The 22,471-nt window shown below is 59.5% G+C and carries 23 protein-coding genes; 13 read left to right on the forward strand and 10 right to left on the reverse strand.

What is annotated here, in order from left to right; all coding sequences use genetic code 11:
- From CKW18_RS30800 to CKW18_RS20275, 3 genes are all read left to right on the forward strand, one after another.
- On the forward strand, window positions 1-218 hold a 218-nt coding region (locus tag CKW18_RS30800; protein ID WP_218274351.1), incomplete at its 5' end, for a hypothetical protein.
- 21 nt (window positions 219-239) lie between these two features.
- Entirely contained in the window at window positions 240-1,388 is a 1,149-nt protein-coding gene (locus CKW18_RS20270) for an efflux RND transporter periplasmic adaptor subunit (RefSeq protein ID WP_095190430.1), read from the forward strand.
- A gap of 13 nt (window positions 1,389-1,401) precedes the next feature.
- Complete coding sequence (locus tag CKW18_RS20275; RefSeq protein ID WP_095190431.1) at window positions 1,402-4,428, forward strand: multidrug efflux RND transporter permease subunit; 3,027 nt, start codon at window positions 1,402-1,404, stop codon at window positions 4,426-4,428.
- Window positions 4,429-4,608: 180 nt separating this feature from the next.
- Here CKW18_RS20275 and CKW18_RS20280 read toward each other — a convergent pair whose 3' ends face one another.
- From CKW18_RS20280 to colR, 5 genes are all read right to left on the reverse strand, one after another.
- Window positions 4,609-4,836: a hypothetical protein gene (locus CKW18_RS20280; RefSeq protein ID WP_034153490.1), complete on the reverse strand. Its 228-nt coding sequence runs from the start codon at window positions 4,834-4,836 to the stop codon at window positions 4,609-4,611.
- Between the two features lie 2 nt (window positions 4,837-4,838).
- Window positions 4,839-5,552 (reverse strand): lipopolysaccharide kinase InaA family protein, encoded by a 714-nt coding sequence (locus CKW18_RS20285; protein ID WP_095190432.1) that lies wholly within the window; start codon window positions 5,550-5,552, stop codon window positions 4,839-4,841.
- A gap of 4 nt (window positions 5,553-5,556) precedes the next feature.
- Window positions 5,557-6,225, reverse strand: a complete 669-nt coding sequence (locus CKW18_RS20290; protein WP_095190433.1) for a class I SAM-dependent methyltransferase — start codon at window positions 6,223-6,225, stop codon at window positions 5,557-5,559.
- A 161-nt stretch (window positions 6,226-6,386) separates the two neighbouring features.
- Window positions 6,387-7,661 carry a HAMP domain-containing sensor histidine kinase gene (locus tag CKW18_RS20295; RefSeq protein WP_095190434.1) on the reverse strand — a complete coding sequence of 425 codons (1,275 nt, stop codon included), beginning with the start codon at window positions 7,659-7,661 and terminating at the stop codon, window positions 6,387-6,389.
- On the reverse strand, window positions 7,651-8,334 hold the full coding sequence (gene colR / locus CKW18_RS20300; RefSeq protein ID WP_095190435.1) for a two-component system response regulator ColR: 684 nt from the start codon (window positions 8,332-8,334) through the stop codon (window positions 7,651-7,653). Before colR ends, CKW18_RS20295 begins: the two co-directional genes overlap by 11 nt.
- A 219-nt stretch (window positions 8,335-8,553) precedes the next feature.
- On the opposite strand from colR, the gene CKW18_RS20305 reads away from it, so the two are divergent.
- Window positions 8,554-9,297: a phosphatase PAP2 family protein gene (locus CKW18_RS20305; protein WP_095190436.1), complete on the forward strand. Its 744-nt coding sequence runs from the start codon at window positions 8,554-8,556 to the stop codon at window positions 9,295-9,297.
- 193 nt (window positions 9,298-9,490) lie between these two features.
- On the opposite strand, the gene groL is transcribed toward CKW18_RS20305, so the two are convergent.
- The 4 genes from groL to CKW18_RS20325 all read right to left on the reverse strand — a co-directional run bounded on the left by groL (window position 9,491) and on the right by CKW18_RS20325 (window position 13,014).
- Window positions 9,491-11,137: a chaperonin GroEL gene (gene groL, locus CKW18_RS20310; protein ID WP_095190437.1), complete on the reverse strand. Its 1,647-nt coding sequence runs from the start codon at window positions 11,135-11,137 to the stop codon at window positions 9,491-9,493.
- 49 nt (window positions 11,138-11,186) lie between these two features.
- Window positions 11,187-11,480, reverse strand: coding sequence for a co-chaperone GroES (locus tag CKW18_RS20315; protein WP_003227685.1), 294 nt, complete (start codon window positions 11,478-11,480; stop codon window positions 11,187-11,189).
- Between the two features lie 260 nt (window positions 11,481-11,740).
- Window positions 11,741-12,217, reverse strand: a complete 477-nt coding sequence (locus CKW18_RS20320; protein ID WP_095190438.1) for an FxsA family protein — start codon at window positions 12,215-12,217, stop codon at window positions 11,741-11,743.
- Window positions 12,218-12,282: 65 nt separating this feature from the next.
- Window positions 12,283-13,014 carry a HugZ family protein gene (locus CKW18_RS20325; protein ID WP_095190439.1) on the reverse strand — a complete coding sequence of 244 codons (732 nt, stop codon included), beginning with the start codon at window positions 13,012-13,014 and terminating at the stop codon, window positions 12,283-12,285.
- Between the two features lie 163 nt (window positions 13,015-13,177).
- Here CKW18_RS20325 and CKW18_RS20330 point away from each other — a divergent pair, with 163 nt between their 5' ends.
- Window positions 13,178-13,936: an SDR family oxidoreductase gene (locus tag CKW18_RS20330; protein WP_095190486.1), complete on the forward strand. Its 759-nt coding sequence runs from the start codon at window positions 13,178-13,180 to the stop codon at window positions 13,934-13,936.
- 137 nt (window positions 13,937-14,073) lie between these two features.
- On the opposite strand, the gene apbC is transcribed toward CKW18_RS20330, so the two are convergent.
- Complete coding sequence (gene apbC / locus CKW18_RS20335; protein WP_095190440.1) at window positions 14,074-15,168, reverse strand: iron-sulfur cluster carrier protein ApbC; 1,095 nt, start codon at window positions 15,166-15,168, stop codon at window positions 14,074-14,076.
- Window positions 15,169-15,391: 223 nt separating this feature from the next.
- Here apbC and metG point away from each other — a divergent pair, with 223 nt between their 5' ends.
- From metG to CKW18_RS30640, 8 genes are all read left to right on the forward strand, one after another.
- Window positions 15,392-17,443, forward strand: coding sequence for a methionine--tRNA ligase (gene metG / locus CKW18_RS20340; protein ID WP_095190441.1), 2,052 nt, complete (start codon window positions 15,392-15,394; stop codon window positions 17,441-17,443).
- Between the two features lie 131 nt (window positions 17,444-17,574).
- Window positions 17,575-18,144: an electron transport complex protein RnfA gene (locus CKW18_RS20345; protein WP_095190442.1), complete on the forward strand. Its 570-nt coding sequence runs from the start codon at window positions 17,575-17,577 to the stop codon at window positions 18,142-18,144.
- Complete coding sequence (gene rsxB, locus CKW18_RS20350) at window positions 18,141-19,355, forward strand: electron transport complex subunit RsxB (RefSeq protein ID WP_095190443.1); 1,215 nt, start codon at window positions 18,141-18,143, stop codon at window positions 19,353-19,355. Before CKW18_RS20345 ends, rsxB begins: the two co-directional genes overlap by 4 nt.
- Window positions 19,342-20,325 (forward strand): RnfABCDGE type electron transport complex subunit D, encoded by a 984-nt coding sequence (locus CKW18_RS20355; protein ID WP_095190444.1) that lies wholly within the window; start codon window positions 19,342-19,344, stop codon window positions 20,323-20,325. Before rsxB ends, CKW18_RS20355 begins: the two co-directional genes overlap by 14 nt.
- Entirely contained in the window at window positions 20,322-20,927 is a 606-nt protein-coding gene (locus CKW18_RS20360; protein WP_095190445.1) for an RnfABCDGE type electron transport complex subunit G, read from the forward strand. Before CKW18_RS20355 ends, CKW18_RS20360 begins: the two co-directional genes overlap by 4 nt.
- A complete protein-coding gene (locus tag CKW18_RS20365) occupies window positions 20,924-21,505 on the forward strand; it encodes an Rnf-Nqr domain containing protein (RefSeq protein ID WP_095190446.1) in 582 nt (193 codons plus the stop codon). The genes CKW18_RS20360 and CKW18_RS20365 overlap by 4 nt, the downstream gene beginning before the upstream one ends.
- Window positions 21,502-22,140, forward strand: coding sequence for an endonuclease III (gene nth, locus CKW18_RS20370; protein WP_095190447.1), 639 nt, complete (start codon window positions 21,502-21,504; stop codon window positions 22,138-22,140). The genes CKW18_RS20365 and nth overlap by 4 nt, the downstream gene beginning before the upstream one ends.
- A 106-nt stretch (window positions 22,141-22,246) precedes the next feature.
- On the forward strand, window positions 22,247-22,423 hold the full coding sequence (locus CKW18_RS30640) for a PA3496 family putative envelope integrity protein (RefSeq protein WP_095190448.1): 177 nt from the start codon (window positions 22,247-22,249) through the stop codon (window positions 22,421-22,423).
- Window positions 22,424-22,471 lie beyond the last annotated feature (48 nt).

The following is a 22,471-nucleotide window of genomic DNA, read 5'->3' on the forward strand; positions in this document are numbered from 1 at the left end:
GAAAAAAGCCGCAGCCGGCAACTGCGCGCCTTGGAACGCAAGGCACGCAAGCTGGGGATGCAGTTGGTGATGGCTGGATAGAATTTAGAGCAAAAACAATGCGTTATTTTTTGTTTGATAAGAGCTGCCACAGGCTGCGATCTTTTACATCACCTGTAAAAACTGCCAGTTGGAATCCCCCCTGCACTCGGAGTAATGTTCCCGCCTGTCTCGCCTGATTTATCCAAGGAACTGGAAATATGCTGCGTCGCCGCATGCTGATCATGTTGGGGGTTGTGTTGCTGATCGTCCTGGTGCTGGGCGGTTATAAAGCCTTTTCGATCTACACCATGATCCAGGGCTTCTCCAAGCCGAAACCGCCGATCAGCGTCGCCGTGGCTAATGCCAGCGAGCAGCCGTGGCAGATGCGCTTGCCCACCGTCGGCACGCTCAAGGCGCTGCAAGGGGTCGAGCTGAGCCTGGAAGTCGCCGGCACCGTCACCGAACTCAAGTTTGAATCAGGGCAGAAGGTCAAGGCCGGTCAACCGCTGCTGCAACTCGACAGCGCCGTCGAAACAGCCCTGCTGGAAACCGCCAAAGCTGATCTTGGCCTGGCGCAACTGGACTTCGGGCGTGGCAGCCAACTGGTCGACAGCCGCGCGATTTCCAAAGGTGAATACGACCGCCTCTCCGCCGTTCTGCAAAAGAACAAAGCCACGGTCAATCAGCTCAATGCCTCGCTGGCGAAAAAACGCATCCTCGCGCCGTTCAGCGGCACCATCGGCATCCGTCAGGTCGATATCGGCGACTACCTCGCCAGCGGCAGCAAAATCGCCACATTGCAGGATCTCAGCAGCCTCTACGCCGACTTCTATGTGCCCGAGCAATCGGTACCGAAACTGGCTGTCGGCCAACCGGTGAATATCTCGGCCGCCGCTTATCCCGGCCAGATTTTTCCGGGCAAGATCAGCGCGATCAACCCGCTCGTCGAAAGCACCACACGCAACATTCTGGTCCGCGCGACGCTGGCCAACCCCGACGGCAAATTGCTGCCCGGCATGTTCGCCAGCCTCGAAGTGCTGCTGCCGGATCCGCAGAAGCACGTCGTGGTGCCGGAGAGCGCGATCACCTACACCCTCTACGGCAATTCGATCTACGTGGTCGGGCAGAAGAAAGCCGAGGACGGCAGCGTCGAGAAAGACGACAAGGGCCAACCGGTGCTGATCGCCGAGCGTCGTTTCATCGAAACCGGTGAGCACCGCGATGGCCTGGTAATGATCAACAAGGGCGTGCAGAGCGGCGAACAAGTGGTGAAGGCCGGCCAGATCAAACTGGACAACGGCGCCCACATTGCCATCAGCGACGACAAGACCCTCGGCGAGCAGAACAGTCCGCGCCGCGCCGACTGATCAAGGAAACCCCATGGCTTTTACCGATCCGTTCATCCGCCGCCCGGTGCTCGCCACCGTGGTCAGCCTGCTGATTGTGCTGCTGGGTTTTCAGGCCTGGAGCAAGTTGCCGCTGCGCCAATACCCGCAAATGGAAAACGCCCTGATCACGGTGACCACCGCGTACCCCGGCGCCAACGCCGAAACCATTCAGGGCTACATCACCCAGCCGATGCAACAGAGCCTGGCCAGCGCCGAGGGCATCGACTACATGACCTCGGTCAGTCGCCAGAACTTCTCGACGATTTCGATCTACGCGCGCATCGGCTCGAACACCGACCGCCTGTTTACCGAGCTGCTGGCCAAGGCCAACGAGGTGAAGAACAAACTACCGCAAGACGCCGAAGACCCGGTGCTGAGCAAAGAGTCTGCCGACGCCTCGGCACTGATGTACATCAGTTTCTTCAGCAAGGACTTGAGCAATCCGCAGATCACCGATTATTTGTCGCGAGTCATTCAGCCAAAACTGGCGACCCTGCCGGGCATGGCCGAAGCGGAGATTCTCGGCAATCAGGTGTTCGCCATGCGCCTGTGGCTCGACCCGGTAAAACTCGCCGGTTTCGGCCTCAGCGCCGCCGACGTGACCACCGCCGTGCGCCAGTACAACTTTCTCTCCGCCGCAGGCGAAGTGAAAGGCGAGTACGTGGTCACCAGCATCAACGCCAACACTGAGTTGAAATCCGCCGAGGCCTTCGCGGCGATTCCGCTCAAGGTCAGTGGCGACAGCCGTGTGCTGCTCAGCGATGTCGCGCGGGTCGAAATGGGCGCGGAAAACTACGACTCGGTCAGCTCGTTTGGCGGTACGCCGTCGGTGTACATCGGTATCAAGTCGTCGCCGGGGGCCAACCCGCTGGACGTGATCAAAGAAGTGCGCAAGATCATGCCGGAGCTTGAGGCGCAACTGCCGCCCAACCTCAAGAGCGAGATCGCCTACGACGCCACTCTGTTCATCCAGGCCTCCATCGACGAAGTGGTGAAAACCCTTTTCGAAGCGGTGCTGATCGTCATCGTCGTGGTGTTCCTGTTCCTCGGCGCGCTGCGTTCGGTGGTGATCCCGGTGGTAACCATTCCGCTGTCGATGATCGGCGTGATGTTCTTCATGCAGATGATGGGCTATTCGATGAACCTGCTGACGCTGCTGGCGATGGTGCTGGCCATCGGTCTGGTGGTCGACGATGCAATTGTCGTGGTGGAAAACATCCACCGGCACATCGAGGAAGGCAAGACGCCGTTCGATGCGGCGCTGGAAGGCGCGCGGGAAATCGCCCTGCCGGTGGTGTCGATGACCATCACCCTGGCAGCGGTGTATGCGCCGATCGGCTTCCTCACCGGGCTGACCGGGGCGCTGTTCAAGGAGTTCGCCCTGACGCTGGCCGGTGCCGTGGTGATTTCTGGCGTTGTTGCCCTGACCCTGTCGCCGATGATGTGCGCCTTTTTGCTGCGCCACGAGGAAAACCCCAGCGGCCTGGCGCACCGCCTCGACCGTATCTTCGACGGCCTCAAGCGCCGCTATCAGAGCATGCTCCACGGGACGCTGAATACCCGGCCGGTGGTGTTGGTGTTCGCCCTGATCGTGCTGTGTCTGATTCCGGTGTTTCTCAAGTTCACCAAATCGGAACTGGCACCGGACGAAGACCAAGGCATCATTTTCATGATGGCCAGCGCGCCGCAGCCAACCAACCTCGATTATCTGAACACCTACACCGATGAATTCATCAAGATCTTCAAGGAATTCCCGGAGTACTACTCCTCGTTCCAGATCAACGGCTACAACGGCGTACAAGCGGGCATCGGCGGCTTTCTGCTCAAGCCCTGGAACGAGCGCAGCCGCACCCAGATGCAAATCCTTCCCGAGGTGCAAGGCAAACTGGAAGGCATCCCTGGCCTGCAGGTCTTCGGTTTCAACCTGCCCTCCCTGCCCGGCACCGGTGAAGGCTTGCCGTTCGAATTCGTGATCAACACCGCCAACGACTATGAACTGCTGCTGCAAGTGGCCGACCGGATCAAGAAGCGCGCCATGGAATCGGGCAAGTTCGCTTTCGTCGACCTTGATCTGGCCTTCGACAAACCGGAAGTCGTGGTCGATATCGACCGCGCCAAAGCGGCACAGATGGGCGTTTCGATGCTGGATCTGGGCGGCACCCTGGCGACGCTGCTCGGCGAGGCGGAAATCAACCGCTTCACCATCGACGGTCGCAGCTACAAGGTCATCGCTCAGGTCGAGCGGCCGTACCGTGACAACCCGGACTGGCTGAACAATTACTACGTGAAAAACACCCAGGGCGAGTTGCTGCCGCTGTCGACGCTGATCAAGATCAGCGACCGCGCGCGACCAAGACAACTCAATCAGTTCCAGCAACTCAACGCGGCGAAGATCTCCGGGGTCCCGCTGGTGAGCATGGGCGAAGCGATTGACACCGTATTGCAGATTGCGCGGGAAGAAGCCCCCGCCGGGTTTGCCTTCGATTATGGCGGTGCATCGCGGCAGTTCGTGCAGGAAGGCAGTGCCTTGTGGGTAACGTTTGCATTGGCGCTGGCGATCATTTTCCTGGTGCTGGCGGCGCAGTTTGAAAGCTTCCGCGACCCGCTGGTGATTCTGGTGACAGTGCCGCTGTCCATTTGCGGGGCGCTGATTCCGCTGTTCCTCGGCTGGTCGAGCATGAACATCTATACCCAGGTCGGGTTGGTGACACTGATCGGACTGATCAGCAAGCACGGGATCCTGATCGTCGAGTTCGCCAACCAGTTGCGCAAGGACAAAGGCCTGACGGCGCGTGAAGCCGTAGAGCAAGCAGCGGCGATTCGTTTACGGCCAGTGCTGATGACCACGGCGGCGATGGTGTTCGGCATGGTGCCGTTGATTCTGGCGACCGGTGCGGGGGCCGTCAGCCGGTTCGATATAGGGATGGTGATTGCGACGGGGATGTCGATCGGCACGTTGTTTACCCTGTTTGTTCTGCCGTGCGTTTACACCCTGCTGGCCAAACCCGATCCCAAGTAGCACATACATTCCCTGGTGGGAGCGAGCCTGCTCGCGAAGGAGTGTCAGTCGACACACATGTGACTGAAACACCGTATTCGCGAGCAGGCTCGCTCCCACATTGGTTGGCGTATATCCATAAAATCCGCACGTAAAAAAGGCCTCGCATTGGCGAGGCCTTTTATGTGGGCTTCAATCGGTTCAACTCTGCGGCCTCATCCCTTGAGAAAGTCCGAACATGAACAACAACAGATCATGATCGGGTTTGGTCGCCACGGAAGCTTTTGCCACCCGCGGGACAGCGCAGTGAGCATCGTCTACAGACGCGCCAACCACCTGCATGCGGGGCTGCTCCCAGGCAGCCACCGCCAGTGAAGCAACTGCCAAGGCCCCAACCAAAAACAAACCTCGTGCAATTTCGAGTTTCATCGCTATAAACCTTTGATAGCGCTGCCAAACGCCGTCTCATAAAAGTAGACGAGCTTCTTCCAGTCCGCGTCGCTGAACGACGAATGGCGACGCAATTGCTTCATGTCATGGGAAGCTGCGCGATGAGCGGTCAGACGCTGGCGGCATTTCTCCAGATCGATCAAGGCCACTTCGACCTTGGCTGACTGACCTTCACCGGTCACCCGTACGAAAACGTGCTTGATATAAATGCAGCTGTGCTGCCAGCGCCCCCTGTGCATGCGTGCCAGGTTCAACGCGAGATCCTGGAGGACCCGCTCGTAAACAGCTTCGCCATACTGCGCGCGGCCGCCGCCGGCCTCCCAATGTTCGAGCTCCTGAAAACCGTCCAGCGATTTGGTCACCAGCAGAGCACGCCATTTGTGCTGCGGATCAGGCTGGGCACCGCAAAAAACGATTTCCGGCACCCGTACGCCGAGGCGGCTTACGCCAGTCAGCGCGTCCAGTTCACGCAGTACCGTTGGCCGCCCGAAGGGGTGCAACCAGCTGCGGTAGATATGTCCGGTCTGGCGCTTGGCATACAGCAGTTGACCATCGCGCCCCACAACCCGCTGAACACCACTTTCGCCGCCACGGCGCACATTGGGTTCTTCCACCCACTCGCCGCGTTGGTTCCAGTAGTAGTCGAAGCGTTCCTGGGGAGCGACTTCATTTTCTGCCGCAAATTCAACCGCCACCCTGTTACCTCTTGCGTAATACGTAAACCCGCCACATGGCATAGAGCGGAATAAAGTCCAGTTGTTCCTGGATACGAAAACCTGCCGCTTCGAATTCCTTCTCAACGGTAGCTGCCGGCAACACAAATCGATTCTGGTAACCTTCCTGGCCACGCTTCTGCTCGGCGCGCTTGCGTTTCCACGCCTTGAAGTTGCCATCCACCCACAGCGAAATAATGACGCTGTCGCGAGTGACGCGTTCAAACTCACGCAGAATGGCCCGGCGATGCTCGGCTTCACCGATGTGATGAAGCAGGCGCATGCAGAAAATGCTGTCGACGGCGTTATCCGGCAAGGCAATGTCGAACGCGGAGGTGTGCAAGGGTTGTACCCGCTTCACCACGTCAGCTGGTTGCGCCTGCATCGCGGTCTTGATCATCGACTCGGAGTTGTCCGCACCAATAATCACCCGATTGGGCTTTTCCGCCAGCAATGGCCAGAAGCGTCCGGCACCGCAGGGCAAATCCAGTACCAGGCCGGGCTCGCCCGCCAGCGTCAGCGCCTTGCGGGCCAACTGTTCGTCACGCCAATGGGACAACCGACGACCGAGACCGTCCTGGTGCTTGCGCAAATATTTTTGCGCGTGGGTGTCATCGTACTTTTCGGAAAAATCGAGTTTGATCGGACCGGCCATCACCAGGACTCCTGAATTGCTGATGTCACCACCTTAAGTAACGGCGTGTCATCTTCAGGTCATCCAGTTGTGAAAATTTCGTCCGGTAAACCAGCAAAGTATTTCAGAGTTATACAGGATTTAGACAGGTTGACGGGAGTAGCATCGAGCCACTATCTGCGTCAGATTTTCCCCAGATCTACCTCGAAGCGGCAGCCATTGGGCTCCATCGTGCTCAGGCTGACATTCCAGCCCTGGTTTTCGCAGATGCGCTGTACCAGCGACAATCCCAGCCCCAAGCCTTCACCGCGCTTCTCGCTACCACGCACGAACGGCTCGAACATCGCCTCGCGTTTCTCCTCCGGAATGCCCACGCCGGAGTCCTCGACCCTGAATCCGTTGGCAGTGAGCGTCAGGCGGATAAAACCGTGTTCGGTGTAATGGCAGGCATTACGCAGCAGGTTGCCCATCACCGCCGTCAGCAAAGTGGCGTTGTAGCGCGTGTCCGGCGGGTGACCGGGTTCGAATTGCAACGTCAGCCCTTTGCTTTCGATCGGCTCACGCCATACGCACAGCAAGCTGTCAGCCACTTGGGCAAGATTCTGTTGCGGTGCCGACTCGGCGTCCTCGCGTTGAGCCCGGGCAAGCATCAGGAAGGTCTGCACCAGTTCGCGCATTTCCTCACTGGCGCGAGCAATGCGTTCTACCTGGGAGCGACCGCGCTGATCGATCGCCGGGTTCTCCAGCAGCAACTCGCAAGAGCTGGCCAGCACCATCAGCGGTGTGCGCAATTCGTGGCTGACATCGCTGGTGAACAGCCGCTCGCGGGTCAGCGCCTGGCGCAAGCGGCCTAGCGTGGCGTCGAACGCTACCGCAAGTTCGCCGACTTCGTCAGCCGCGTAGTCCGGCGCCAACGGGGGCGCCAGCCCCAGCAACTGATCGCGGTGGCGAACCTGACGCGCCAGACGTACGACCGGCGCCATCACTTTGCGCGCGAGCACCCAGCCGAGGAACACCGCCAAGGCCAGACTGAGCACGAAGCCCACCAGCACCACGGCAAACAGCACACGCTCACGTTCTTCAAAATCACTTTGGTCCTGCAGCAGGACGTAGCGCCGACCATCGACGACTTCAACCATCGCGTGGTACGACAGCTGCTCGCGGAACACTTCGTGGAAACCCGCGTCGAGATGGCGCAGATCCTTGGGCAGCTCGAAATCGCCCGGCCCGCCGCTGAAATAGAACAACTGGTCCGGCTCGGGGCGATGGCTCCAGTCCGAGACGTTGTCCATCAGCAACAGGCGCTGCAAATCGCCGCCCAGCCCCGCTGAAATCAATTTCTCCTCTACCAGATGCACCGTCGCGACAATGCCCATGGCGAACGCGCCGGCCACCAGTGCGCTCATCAGCGCAAAAGCAATGATGATCCGCTGGGAAAGGCTTTGCTTAAACTCCATCACGGCCCTCGGCCAAGCGGTAACCCACGCCGTGCACGGTGTGCAGCAATGGCTTGGCGAACGGCTTGTCGATCACCTGACGCAATTGGTGGACATGGCTGCGCAGGCTGTCGCTGTCCGGACAGTCATCGCCCCATAGCGCTTCTTCCAGAATTTCCCGGCGCAGCACGTGTGGGCTCTTTTGCATCAACACTGCCAGCAGCTTCAGGCCGACCGGGTTGAGTTTGAGGAACTTGCCTTCGCGCGTCACTTCCAGGGTGTCGAGGTCATAGCTCAGATCAGCGACTTGCAACGTGCGGCGCCCGCCGCCCTGGGTTCGGCGCATCACCGCCTCGACGCGCGCGGCCAGTTCGGACAAGGCGAACGGTTTGACCAGGTAATCGTCCGCGCCGGACTTGAAGCCCTGCAAGCGGTCGTCGAGTTGATCGCGCGCGGTGAGCATGATCACCGGGGTGTCGCGCCGGGCGTCTTCGCGCAAGCGCTTGCACAGCGTGTAGCCATCAATACCGGGCAGCATGATGTCGAGGACGATCAGGTCGTAATGCTCGGTGGCCGCCAGATGCAGGCCTGACAGACCGTCCTGGGCGCAATCGACGGTGTAGCCCTTGAGACCCAGGTAATCGGCCAGATTGGCCAGGATATCGCGGTTGTCTTCAACCAATAAAATTCGCATGGGCACCTCTTCCGTACACAGTAACGGCCGTCATGGCCCGCGCAGCTTACGGCCAAGTGTGGCTCAGGGCTAGGCGTGTGTCGGGTTGTTTATCAATAAAGATGCGGATTGCGCCAGCCAACGTTTTTTTCACTTTCGGTTAACAAATCAGCAACGCCATCACACGCAGACTCCGCGCAATTGCGCTCATCGAACCCACTTAAAGCCCAAGGAATTGCCATGGTGTCGACCTCTGCCCGCCCCGTTTCAAGGCCGCTGAATTTCTGGTTGTGCCTGGGCATTCCCGCCTTCGCCGCGTTCCTTCTGGTGCTGCTGGAGTTGACCGATCTGGACATGGATCTGGCCCGGCTGTTTTACGACCCTATCGCGGGCGACTTCATTGGCCGGCACAGTTTCTTCCTTGAAGACATCCTTCACGACCGCGCAAAAGAGGTGGTGATCGCGTTCTCGGTGTTTGCCGTTCTCGGCTTCATCGGTTCGTTTTTCATCGGCCGGCTGCAACCGTTCAAGCGTGAACTGGGCTGCCTGGTGCTGTCGCTGGCGCTGGCCACTTCGTTCGTGACCCCGGTAAAAGCAATGACTGCCGTGCAGTGTCCGTGGAGCCTGGAACAATTCGGCGGCCACGAAACCTACAGCAAACTGCTGGACCATCGCCCACCTACCGACAAGCCCGGCCGTTGCTGGCCTGGTGGCCATGCGGCGACGGGGTTCACCTTGTTTGCGTTGTTCTTTGTGCTGCGAGATCGGCGTCCACGTCTGGCCAGGCAGGCGTTCATCTTTGCCTTTGCGTTGGGCTCGGTGTTTTCGATCAGCCGCATGATGCAGGGCGCGCACTTCTTTTCGCACAACGTGTGGACGGCGATTTTCTGCTGGCTGATTTGTCTGGGCTCGTATTACTGGGTGCTGTATCGCCCGGCGGCAAGGGCTGAAGCGGCGGTGAAGGCACAACCGGTCAGCGTCTGAAACACAGATCCAAATGTGGGAGCGAGCCTGCTCGCGAATGCGGTGTGTTATTCAGCATTCATGTTGACTGATTCGACGCCTTCGCGAGCAGGCTCGCTCCCACAGGGTTTGGTGCAAAGCTGAAATTCGGGCAATAAAAAACCCCGCCTGCTTATCGCAGGCGGGGTTTTGCGTTACAGGGGGTAAGGCTGGCTTACATCATGCCGCCCATGCCACCCATGCCGCCCATGTCTGGCATGCCACCACCAGCGCCACCGTCTTTCTTCGGTGCGTCGGCAATGGCCGCTTCGGTGGTCAGGATCAGACCGCCGATCGACGATGCAGCCTGCAGAGCCGAACGGGTTACCTTGGTTGGGTCCAGGATGCCCATTTCGATCATGTCGCCGTACTCGCCAGTCGCAGCGTTGTAACCGAAGTTACCTTTGCCGTTCTTGACTTCGTTGACCACAACGCTTGGCTCGTCACCGCTGTTGGCAGCGATCTGGCGCATCGGTGCTTCAACAGCACGACGCAGAACAGCGATACCGACGTCCTGATCAGCGTTGTCGCCTTTCAGGTCGAGGATGGCTTCCAGAGCACGGATCAGCGCAACGCCACCGCCAGGTACCACGCCTTCTTCAACGGCTGCGCGGGTTGCGTGCAGGGCGTCTTCAACGCGGGCTTTCTTCTCTTTCATTTCGACTTCGGAACCCGCGCCAACCTTGATCACTGCAACGCCGCCGGACAGCTTGGCCAGACGCTCTTGCAGTTTTTCACGGTCGTAGTCGGACGAAGTTTCGCCAACCTGAGCACGGATCTGAGCGATACGCGCCTGGATGTCGGCTTCTACGCCAGCACCGTCAACGATGATGGTGTTTTCCTTGGAGATGGTCACGCGCTTGGCGCTGCCCAGGTTTTCCAGGGTGGCGCTTTCCAGGCTCAGGCCGATCTCTTCGGAGATAACGGTACCGCCGGTCAGAACGGCGATGTCCTGCAGCATGGCCTTGCGACGGTCGCCGAAGCCTGGAGCCTTGACGGCTGCAACCTTGACGATGCCACGCATGTTGTTCACGACCAGAGTCGCCAGGGCTTCGCCTTCAACGTCTTCCGATACGATCAGCAGTGGACGGCCGGCTTTGGCAACGGCTTCCAGTACTGGCAGCATTTCGCGGATGTTGGAGATCTTTTTGTCGACCAGCAGGATCAGCGGGCTGTCCAGCTCGGCAACCATGGTTTCCGGCTTGTTGACGAAGTACGGGGACAGGTAGCCACGGTCGAACTGCATGCCTTCTACAACCGACAGTTCGTTTTCCAGGCCAGTGCCTTCTTCAACGGTGATCACACCTTCTTTACCGACTTTTTCCATGGCTTCGGCAATGATGTCGCCGATGGAGCTGTCGGAGTTGGCCGAGATGGTGCCGACCTGAGCGATGGCTTTGGTGTCAGCGCATGGCTTGGACAGGTTTTTCAGCTCTTTGACAATGGCGATGGTCGCCTTGTCGATGCCGCGCTTGAGGTCCATCGGGTTCATGCCGGCAGCGACGGCTTTCAGGCCTTCGTTGACGATCGACTGAGCCAGAACGGTGGCGGTGGTAGTACCGTCACCGGCGTCATCGTTGGCACGGGAGGCAACGTCTTTGACCAGCTGCGCGCCCATGTTTTCGAAACGGTCTTCGAGTTCGATTTCTTTGGCGACAGAAACGCCGTCCTTGGTGATGGTCGGAGCGCCGAAGCTCTTCTCGATGAGCACGTTACGGCCTTTCGGGCCCAGGGTCGCTTTTACTGCGTCAGCCAGGACGTTAACACCGGTGAGCATTTTCTTACGGGCGGAATCGCCGAATTTAACTTCTTTAGCAGCCATGATCGATATTCCTTAAATACTTTGTAGTAGCGGGAAAATGAGCGGGAAATCAGCCTTCCAGTACAGCGAGAATCTCGTTCTCAGCCATTACCAGCAGGTCTTCGCCGTCGACTTTCACAGTGTTGCTGCCGGAGTAAGGACCGAACACAACCTTGTCGCCGACTTTAACGGCCAGCGCACGCACTTCACCGTTTTCCAGAGTCTTGCCTGGGCCTGCAGCGACGATCACACCGTGGTTGGCTTTTTCAGCAGCCGAACCTGGCAGGACGATACCGCCAGCGGTTTTCTTTTCTTCTTCGCTGCGACGGATAACGACGCGGTCATGCAGAGGACGAAGCTTCATTGTCGATCTCTCCTAATTGTGGTTTTCATCGGCCGGTGTAGTCCCGGCGGGTTTAACAAATCCGGCCTGCGCCGGTTGCGATTCGTCGAGCGAACCGCGGAAGTCTGTCCGACTCGAATGTCGGAAACCTTTCGGTGACCGTTACATAGGGGCGCATAAGCTTATTACAAGGGCGGGGCTAAAAAATTTTCGCGAATACTCTTCACAAAAACAGCCCATAAACGAGCACGGCACCCGAAGGTGCCGTGTCGATGTACAGGTTACTTGGTGTCGCGGTGTTCGAACTCACCTTCGATCACATCACCCTCTCGGCCGATAGGCTGGCGCGGTGCTGGACCGCCGCGAGGTTGCAGGTCGTCGGCGAACGCACGCTGGCGCATGGCCTGTTCTTCGGCACGCTGGCGCATTTTATTGGCCAGCAGACGCCGGGTGAATGGCAGCAGCATCACCAGACCCACCACGTCGCTGATGAAGCCCGGCAGGATCAACAGACCACCGGCCAGTGCCAGCATCAGGCCTTCGAGCATGGTTTGCGCGGGCAGTTCGCCGCGGTTCAGGCTTTCACGGGCACGCAGGGCCGTGGCCAGACCGGCGACGCGCAGCACGAACACACCGAACATCGAGCCGAGAATGATCAGCAGCAGGGCCGGAAAAAACCCGATAGCCCCTGCCACTTTGACGAATACGAACAGCTCCAGCACCGGAAACAGCAGAAAGAGCAACAAAAAAGGGCGCATCAAAGATTCCTCAACGCAAGAAATGCCTTGCAGTAAGCCTTAGATGACGTCGCCCTTTCGTGAATTCAAGCGTCGGCCACTGCATTTTTTGGCCAAACCTCTGCGTGAGCCAGAGAAACCAAGGCTTCGCGCACTTGTATCGGCGTATGACATGGTGCTTGAAACGGTAACCAGTACAACGCCTGACCGATGCGCAGGTGCATGCCTTCGGTGTCGATCCCGGCCAGTTGCGCCGGCACGGTTTTCGGCAGACCGGCCAGTTCTACGTAGTGCGCGATGGCTTTGGCGTGGTCGCTGTTCATGTGTTCGACCATGCTGATTTCAGCCTTGCCGGCGAACGGATTGGCCAAGGTCAGTTGGTCGATCCAATGAATGGCGCCGAAACCGCCGATGTAGCGATGGCGCACCGGATTGAGCACCCAGAAATCGAAGTCATGGGCCTTGTGGTAGTTCTGGGAGTCCGGGAAGTAGCGGTAGTAACGCTCGGCGGCCGCTTCGATGGCGGCGGGGTCTTGGAGCTTTTGCGCCTCAGCCAGATAGGTCAGGCGACCAACGGCCTGCACGTCATCGGCTTCGCGCTCACCCACCAGCATCGAACACTTCGGGTCTTTCTGCAGGTTGTGGGTGTGCTGGGCGATGCGGCTGATCAGGATCAACGGCCGGCCCTGCTCGTCCAGGCAATAAGGCACGACTGAGCCAAAGGGAAAACCGGGCATCGACTTGGAGTGGGTCGACAGCACTCCCCGGTATTCCTTGAGAAGCAATTCTCGGGCATTCTTCGCCACTTCAACGCTCAATTTATGACTCCTTAAATAGAATCCGTCGAAAAAACGGACAGGTGCCCGGGATAAGTTCCGGCCACCATCGGGGCATTTCTCATGTGCAGCCAGACCACGTCGGGCGCAGATTGAGAGGCTCTCTTAAGGGAAAACCACTCTGACCTGCTATCGGGGCATGCGCATGCAACTCAACGACAAAGTAATCATTATCACTGGCGGTTGCCAGGGTTTGGGCCGCTCGATGGCCGAGTATTTCGCCGGCAAAGGCGCGAAGCTGGCGCTGGTCGATCTGAACCAGGAAAAACTCGACGACGCAGTGGCTGCCTGCAAAGCCAAGGGTGTCGAGGCGCGCAGTTATCTGTGCAACGTCGCCAATGAAGAGCAGGTCGAGCACATGGTTGCCCAGGTCGCCGAAGATTTCGGCGCGATCCATGGTTTGATCAATAACGCCGGGATCCTGCGCGATGGCCTGCTGCTCAAGGTCAAGGACGGCGAAATGACCAAGATGAGCCTGGCCCAGTGGCAAGCAGTGATCGACGTCAACCTGACCGGCGTGTTCCTGTGCACCCGTGAAGTGGCAGCAAAAATGGTCGAGCTGAAGAACAGCGGTGCGATCATCAACATCTCGTCGATCTCGCGTGCGGGCAACGTTGGCCAGACCAACTACTCCGCCGCCAAGGCTGGCGTAGCGGCGGCCACCGTGACCTGGGCCAAGGAGCTGGCGCGCTATGGCATTCGCGTGGCGGGTATTGCCCCGGGCTTCATCGAAACCGAAATGACCCTGGGCATGAAGCCCGAAGCGCTGGAGAAAATGACCGCGGGGATTCCGCTCAAGCGTATGGGCAAGCCTGAAGAGATCGCCCATTCAGCGGCGTATATCTTCGAGAACGACTACTACACCGGGCGGATTCTGGAGATGGATGGCGGGTTGCGGATCTAAGTCTCACCACACAAAACAATGTGGGAGCGAGCCTGCTCGCGAATGCGGTGTGTCATTCAACCCATTGGTTGTCTGATCCACCGCATTCGCGAGCAGGCTCGCTCCCACAGTTTTGTCCTGCGCTTTACAGATAGTTTTCAATCGTCGCTGATGGTGATGTTCGGCATCGCCGGCGTTGCCGCTTCCTGCAACACAATCCGCGCGCCAACGTGGCGGGCCAGTTCCTGATAGACCATGGCAATCTGGCTGTCCGGCTCGGCGATCACCGTCGGCTTGCCGCCATCGGCCTGCTCGCGGATCAGCATCGACAACGGCAACGAAGCCAGCAGTTCGACGCCATACTGGGTTGCCAGCTTCTCACCACCGCCCTCACCGAACAGATGCTCGGCATGGCCGCAGTTCGAGCAGATGTGTACGGCCATGTTTTCCACCACGCCCAGCACCGGAATGTTGACCTTGCGGAACATTTCCACGCCTTTGCGCGCGTCAAGCAGGGCCAGATCCTGCGGTGTGGTGACGATGACCGCACCGGCCACCGGGACTTTCTGCGCCAGGGTCAGCTGGATATCGCCAGTGCCTGGCGGCATGTCGATCACCAGATAATCCAGATCACCCCAAGCAGTTTGCGTGACCAGTTGCAGCAACGCACCGGAGACCATCGGCCCACGCCAGACCATCGGCGTGTTGTCGTCGGTCAGGAAGGCCATCGACATGACTTCGACGCCGTGGGCCTTGAGCGGCACGAACCACTTCTGATCCTTGATTTCAGGACGGGTGCGCTCGGGGATGCCGAACATGATGCCCTGGCTCGGGCCGTAGATATCGGCGTCGAGAATGCCGACCTTGGCGCCTTCGCGGGCCAGGGCCAGCGCAAGGTTGGCCGCGGTGGTCGATTTACCGACACCGCCCTTGCCCGACGCCACGGCGACCACGTTCTTGACGTTGGCCAGCCCCGGAATCTGCGCCTGGGCCTTGTGCGCGGCGATCACGCTGTTGACCTCAACCTTGGCGATAACCACACCGTCGATGTTTTCGATGGCCAATTGCAGCAGTTGCGCCCAGCCGCTCTTGAACAGACCGGCGGCGTAACCGATTTCCAGCTGAACATTGACGCGGTCACCGACGATCTCGATGTTTTTCACGCAACCGGCGCTGACCGGGTCCTGGTTCAGGTAAGGGTCGGTGTATTGGCTGAGGACGGCTTCCACCGCTGCGCGAGTGACGGCACTCATGGGCAACTCCGATAACAAGACTGGAAAAGATGGCGAGTATCGTACCTGAAAAGATCGCAGCCTTCGGCAGCGCCTACAGTAGATCGACATACATCTGCAGGCGCTGGCGAAGGCCGCGATCTTTTCTGTCTGCTCATCCAATGAAACAGGTGCACAGGGTGAAAAATATGCGCCAGCGCTTTATAGTGGCCGACCTCCGTTTCATCAAGTAGCGAAGCCCCACATGTCCGAACCACGCAAGATCCTCGTCACCAGCGCCCTGCCCTACGCCAACGGTTCGATCCACCTTGGCCACATGCTGGAATATATCCAGACCGATATGTGGGTGCGCTTCCAGAAGCATCGCGGCAATCAATGCATCTATGTCTGCGCCGACGACGCCCACGGTTCGGCGATCATGCTGCGCGCGGAAAAGGAAGGCATCACCCCGGAACAACTGATCGCCAACGTGCAGGCTGAACACAGCGCCGACTTTGCCGAGTTCCTGGTTGATTTCGACAACTTCCACTCCACTCACGCCGAAGAAAACCGTGAGCTGTCGAGCCAGATCTACCTCAAGCTGCGTGACGCCGGGCACATTGCCCAGCGCTCGATCACCCAGTATTTCGACCCGGAAAAGAAAATGTTCCTGGCCGACCGCTTCATCAAGGGCACCTGCCCGAAATGCGGCACCGAAGACCAGTACGGCGACAACTGCGAAAAATGCGGTGCGACCTACGCACCAACCGACCTGAAGGATCCGAAGTCGGCCATCTCCGGCGCCACCCCGGTGCTCAAGGATTCCCAGCACTTCTTCTTCAAGCTCCCGGACTTCCAGGAAATGCTGCAGACCTGGACCCGCAGCGGCACCCTGCAAGACGCCGTAGCCAACAAGATCGCCGAGTGGCTGGACGCTGGCCTGCAGCAGTGGGACATCTCCCGCGATGCGCCATACTTCGGCTTCGAGATCCCGGGCGAGCCGGGCAAGTATTTCTACGTGTGGCTGGATGCGCCGATCGGTTACATGGCCAGCTTCAAGAACCTTTGCGACCGCACGCCTGCGCTGGATTTCGACGCGTTCTGGGGCAAGGATTCCACCGCCGAGCTGTACCACTTCATCGGCAAGGACATCGTCAACTTCCACGCCCTGTTCTGGCCGGCGATGCTCGAAGGCGCCGGTTTCCGCAAGCCGACCGGGATCAACGTGCACGGTTACCTGACCGTCAACGGGCAAAAAATGTCCAAGTCCCGCGGCACGTTCATCAAGGCCCGTACTTACCTGGATCACCTGTCACCGGAATACCTGCGTTACTACTACGCGGCCAAGCTGGGCCGTGGCGTCGATGACCTCGACCTGAACCTCGAAGATTTCGTGCAGAAGGTCAACTCTGACCTGGTCGGCAAAGTGGTCAACATCGCCAGCCGTTGCGCCGGCTTCATTCAGAAAGGCAACGCCGGTCTGTTGATCGACAACAATGCCGCGCCAGAGCTGACTGAAGCATTCCTGGCCGCAGCGCCAAGCATTGCCGACGCCTATGAAGCCCGCGATTTTGCCCGTGCCATGCGTGAAACCATGGCCCTGGCCGACCGCGCCAACGCGTGGATCGCCGACAAGGCGCCATGGTCGTTGAACAAGCAGGAAGGCAAACAGGATGAAGTCCAGGCGATCTGCGCCACCGGCATCAACCTGTTCCGCCAACTGGTGATCTTCCTCAAACCGGTGCTGCCGCTGCTTGCCGCCGATGCCGAGGCGTTCCTCAACGTCGCGCCGCTGACCTGGAACGACCACACCACCCTGCTGGCCAACCATCAGCTCAATGAATTCAAGCCGCTGATGACCCGCATCGACCCGGTAAAAGTACAAGCCATGAGCGACGCCTCCAAAGAAGACCTGACCGCCAGCCAGACCGATACCGGTGCCGCTGCCCCTGCTGGCAACGGTGAACTGACCAAGGATCCGCTGTCGGCGGAAATCGACTTCGACACCTTTGCTGCCGTCGACCTGCGCGTCGCGCTGATCGTCAAGGCTGAACACGTGGAAGGCGCCGACAAGCTGTTGCGCCTGACCCTGGACATCGGTGACGAGCAACGCAACGTGTTCTCCGGGATCAAGAGCGCCTACCCGGATCCGTCCAAACTCGACGGTCGCCTGACCATGATGATCGCCAACCTCAAGCCACGGAAAATGAAGTTCGGCATCTCCGAAGGCATGGTGATGGCGGCCGGCCCCGGCGGTGAAGAAATCTACCTGCTGAGCCCGGACAGCGGCGCCAAGCCCGGTCAACGCATCAAGTAAGACTGTTCAGTAAATCGATCCCACCGACGTGCCCCGCATGCCGGTGGGATTTTTCATATCTGGCCCACCCTCCATGGCGGCCGGATAATGCCTAACCTTATGAGACATCCGCCCGTTTCACCGGCAGAACCATGACCGAACTCGTGCTTACGCTTTTCAGTGCTGCGCTGCTCAACAACTTCGTGTTGCACTGGCCGCTGGGCGTCGATCCGCTGCTGGCCGGCAATCGCCGCCAAGTGCATGCGCTGGGGCTGGCGACGTTGTGCCTGATGGCGGTGGTCGGCGTGCTCAGTTACGCGGCCTGGCACTGGCTGTTGGTGCCGCTGCAACTTGAAGCCCTGCGCCTGTTCGTGTTTCTGCCGCTGAGCGTGCTGCTGATCGCGCCGATCCTGAAATGGCTGGCGCGCGGACTGCCCGACTGGCCATTCGATGGATTGTGGCCGTTACTGCTGAGCAATGCCGGCGTGCTCGGCCTGGCGCTGATCAATGCGCAGAACGATCAGGGCCTGTTGCAGGCGACAGCGCTGAGTTTCGGTGCCGGGCTGGGTTTCTGGCTGGCGCTGAGCCTGTTCAGTGATTTGCGCGAACGCAGCGCCGACAACGATATTCCCCTGCCCTTTCGCGGATTGCCGATCGATCTGATCAGCGCCGGACTGATGGCAGTGATTTTTCTCGGATTCAGTGGACTGATCAAAACATGAGTCTGATTCAACGCATCGATGCCCTGCTGCCGCAGACCCAATGCGGCAAGTGCGGCCACCCCGGATGCAAACCCTACGCGCAAGGCATCGTTGACGGCGAGCCGATCAACAAATGCCCGCCGGGCGGCGACGAAACTGTCGCGGCGCTGGCCGAACTGTTGAAAGTGCCGGTGCTGGAACTGGACGTCAGTCGCGGCACGGCACCGCCGCAAGTGGCGTACATCCGCGAAGCCGAATGCATCGGTTGCACCAAGTGCATTCAGGCCTGCCCGATCGACGCGATCGTTGGCGCCGCCAAACTGATGCACACGGTGATCATCGACGAATGCACCGGTTGCGATCTGTGCGTGGCGCCGTGCCCGGTGGACTGCATCGAAATGCATCCACTGCCGCTCGGCACGCTGCCAGTGGTCGGTGGCCTCGCCTTCAGCCTCGAAGACCAACGCGCCCGCGCCGCCAAACGCGATCATGCACGCCAGCGCTTCGAGCGACGCAACGCCCGCCTGCAACGGGAGGAACAGCAGAAACAGGCTGAGCGCGAGGCGCGGGCGAAAAAAACCGTGCAAGCCGAAGTCACGGCCACCGACCCGGTGCAAGCTGCCCTTGAACGCGTGCGCGCGCAGAAAATCGCCACCGCTGACGCCGCGCTGAAAAAAGCCAAGATCGACGTGGCGATGAGCCGCGCGCAATTGCACAAATCGCTGAAAGCCTTCGGCCATCCGCCGACGTTTGAGCAACAGTCGCAACTGATCGTTTTGCAGCAACAATTCGAAGCGGCTGAACAGGCGTTGGCGAACCTTGAAAGCACCGCACCCGCCGTTCCGCTCGCGCCAGCACCAGCCCCGGCGAAGGACGCTGATCTGAAGCGGGCGAAAATCCAGTTGGCCATGCGCCGCGCCGAACTGAAAAAGGCCCAGACCGTCGAAGCGCCGACGGAGCAGATCGCCACACTGGAACAAGCTCTGCGTGACGCCGAGCAAGCTCTGCACGCCGCCGAGGCCTCAAGCGATCAGCCCGCGCCGGACCTCGTGCGCGTGGAAAAGCGCCCTATCGACAGCCAACTGCGCCAGTTGAAAACCGAATTGGCCTACGCCCGCGCCGACCTGAGCAAACTCGAACGTAGCGGCGACACGCCAAGCGAAATTCTCGACAAGGCCCGCGCCCGCCTGCAAGACGCCGAGCGCCAGGTGCAAGACCATGTCGCCCCTTGAGACACCTGACGAGCGCCTGCAACAGGCGATGAAAATGGTGTTGCTCGCCATGCTGCCGGGCTTGTTGGCGTTGTTCTGGTTTTTCGGTTGGGGCGTGTTGATCAACCTGATCCTCGCCGTCAGCACCGCATTGATCGTCGAGGCAGGCGTCACACGCTTGCGTCGACAACCCTTGTTGCCAACGCTGAGCGACGGCAGTGCACTGGTCAGCGCGACACTGCTGGCCGCCGCCCTGCCGCCTTATTGCCCGTGGTGGCTGACAGTGACCGCGATGGCCTCGGGCCTGTTGTTTGGCAAACACCTTTACGGCGGCGTTGGCAAAAACCCGTTCAACCCGGCCATGCTCGGTTTTGCCATGGCCATCGTCATGTTCCCGCAACCCATGACCCACTGGCCGGCCCACGGCATGGCGCTGCTCGATGCTGTGCAACAGGTGTTCAACCCAGGTCAGGCGCCGGACGCCTGGGTTCAGGCGACCGCGCTGGACAGCCTGCGCATCAATAAAAGCCTGACCATCGACGAACTCTTCGCCGCCAACCCGGCGTTCGGGCGCTTCGGCGGGCGTGGTGCGGAGTGGGTGAACCTGGCGTTTCTCGTCGGTGGTCTGTTTCTGCTGCAACGGCGGGTGTTCGCCTGGCACGCGCCGGTCGGCATGCTCGCCAGCCTGTTTGTGGTCAGCTTGCTGTTCTGGAATGGCTCTGGCTCCGATTCTCACGGCTCGCCACTGTTTCATCTGCTGAGCGGGGCGACCATGCTCGGCGCGTTTTTCATCATCACTGAACCGGTATCCGGCGCAAAAAGCTCACTCGCTCGCCTGTTGTTTGGCGTCGGAGTCGGGGTGCTGACTTATCTGATCCGCACCTGGGGCGGTTACCCGGACGGTGTCGCGTTTGCCGTACTGCTGATGAATCTCTGCGTGCCGGCACTGGAGCGCTTTACCGCTGGCCGCCCGGCCCAGGTGCGCCCATGAACCACACGACCAGCGCAATCACCCTGCTGCTGTTGGCCGTGCTCGGCATCGGTACGACGTATCTGGTGCAACACAGCAATGCGCCGCAGATTGCCGCCGGGCAACGGCTGCTCGACAGTCGCAAACTGCTCGACGTCCTCGCGCCCGAGACTTACGACAACCAACCGCTGGCACAGCCGCTGGCATTGGCCGACACCGCCTTGAGACATAGCAACCTGAGCGGCGGCTATCGCGCGACCAAGGCGGGGCGAACGATTGCAGTGCTACTGCGTAGCCAGACCGAAGGCTATGCCGGCAGCATTGAACTGCTGATCGCGATTGATGCCAACGGAAAAATGCTCGGAGTGAAAACCCTCAAGCAATCAGAAACCCCGGCGCTCGGCGGGCATCTGGGCGACTGGCCGAATACCTGGCTCCAGGCATTTACCGGCAAATCGAGCAACGAGCCGACGGCTTCAGGTTGGGCGTTGAAAAAGGATCAGGGACAATTTGATCAACTAGCCGGGGCGACCATCACGTCTCGCGCGGCGGTCAATGCGATCCATGATGCCCTGCGCTACTTCGACGAACACCGTGCAGTGCTGCTGGGGAGCGAACAATGAACCGGACAACGCACCCGGCGAACGCATTGATGCTGGCGCTGGTGCTGGGCACGACCGGTTCGCTGGCTGCCGCGTCGGGAGCAGTCTTGATGTTTGCCATTGTCGTGGCGGCTTATGGCCTGTGCATGCCCCCCCTGCGGTCGCGCCTGACGGGAGCAAGTGCAGGGCTGGCCAGCGTTCTGCTCGCGGCGACCTTGACCAGTTGTGCCGAGATTTTCGCGCAACGCTGGATGTTGCCATGGCATCAGGCTTTCGGGCTCTATGCCGGTCTGATTGCCTTGCAGTGTGTGGTGCTGGAACACAATGGATTCTTCAGCCAGACGCTGCCTCGTCGTCTCAAGCTCGGCCTTGTGTTTGGTGGATTGATGTTGATACTCGCCGCGCTGCGTGAACTCGCAGGCCGGGGCAGCCTCGGTCGAGAACTTTTCGAACACGGGCAAGGACTTGTTTTATTCAGTGAGGGCCTGCATCTGGTCACTCTGGTTCCCGGCGCCTTCATCGTCCTGGGTCTGCTGCTCGCGGCCCGTCAGGCGTGGACTCGCACGAACTCAATTTCCAAGGAAACGCATCGCCCATGAATGCCGCAAAACGTCTTGAGATCTTTCGCCGACTGCATGAAGACAATCCGGAGCCGAAAACCGAGCTGGCTTATTCCTCGCCGTTCGAACTGCTGATCGCCGTGATTCTGTCGGCGCAGTCGACTGATGTCGGCGTCAACAAGGCGACGGCGAAGTTGTTCCCGATGGCCAATACCCCTGCGGCGATCCATGCGTTGGGTGTCGAAGGTCTGTCCGAATACATCAAGACCATCGGGCTCTACAACAGCAAGGCCAAGAACGTCATCGAGACCTGCCGTTTGCTGGTCGAACGACATGGCGGTGAGGTGCCGCAGACCCGCGAGGAGCTCGAAGCCTTGCCCGGCGTAGGCCGAAAAACCGCGAACGTGGTGCTCAATACGGCGTTCCGTCAACTGACCATGGCCGTCGACACGCATATTTTCCGTGTCAGCAACCGCACTGGCATTGCGCCCGGCAAAAACGTGGTTGAGGTAGAAAACAAGCTGATGAAGTTTGTACCCAAGCAATTTCTGCTCGACTCCCACCATTGGCTGATTCTTCACGGACGTTATGTGTGTCTGGCGCGCAAACCCCGCTGTGGTAGCTGTCGGATCGAAGACTTGTGCGAGTACAAGGCCAAAACGTCGGACGATTGACCCGCTATTGGATTTATTAACTGATCGATTGAAAAAATCTTTTTTACCCGTCGCTGCATTACCGATATAAGGAGCGCCAAAGGCAGTCTTAGCCGGAGTTAACCTTATGAGTAGCGACAAAGAACAACTGGACGTAGACGACGTTGACACCGCAGACGCTGACGCAGAGGAACCGGTGGTCGAGGTTGCCAAAACCAATCTAAGAAAGCGCCGCACTATCGATAACATGCTTGAGGAGCGCCGACTGCAAAAGCAATTGGCCGATTACGATTTTGATCTCTGATACTTGAAAGCCTCCCGAAACGGAGGCTTTTCACTTTCTGCGGCTAGC

Source organism: Pseudomonas sp. Irchel 3E19 (assembly GCF_900187585.1).
GTDB lineage: Bacteria > Pseudomonadota > Gammaproteobacteria > Pseudomonadales > Pseudomonadaceae > Aquipseudomonas > Aquipseudomonas baetica.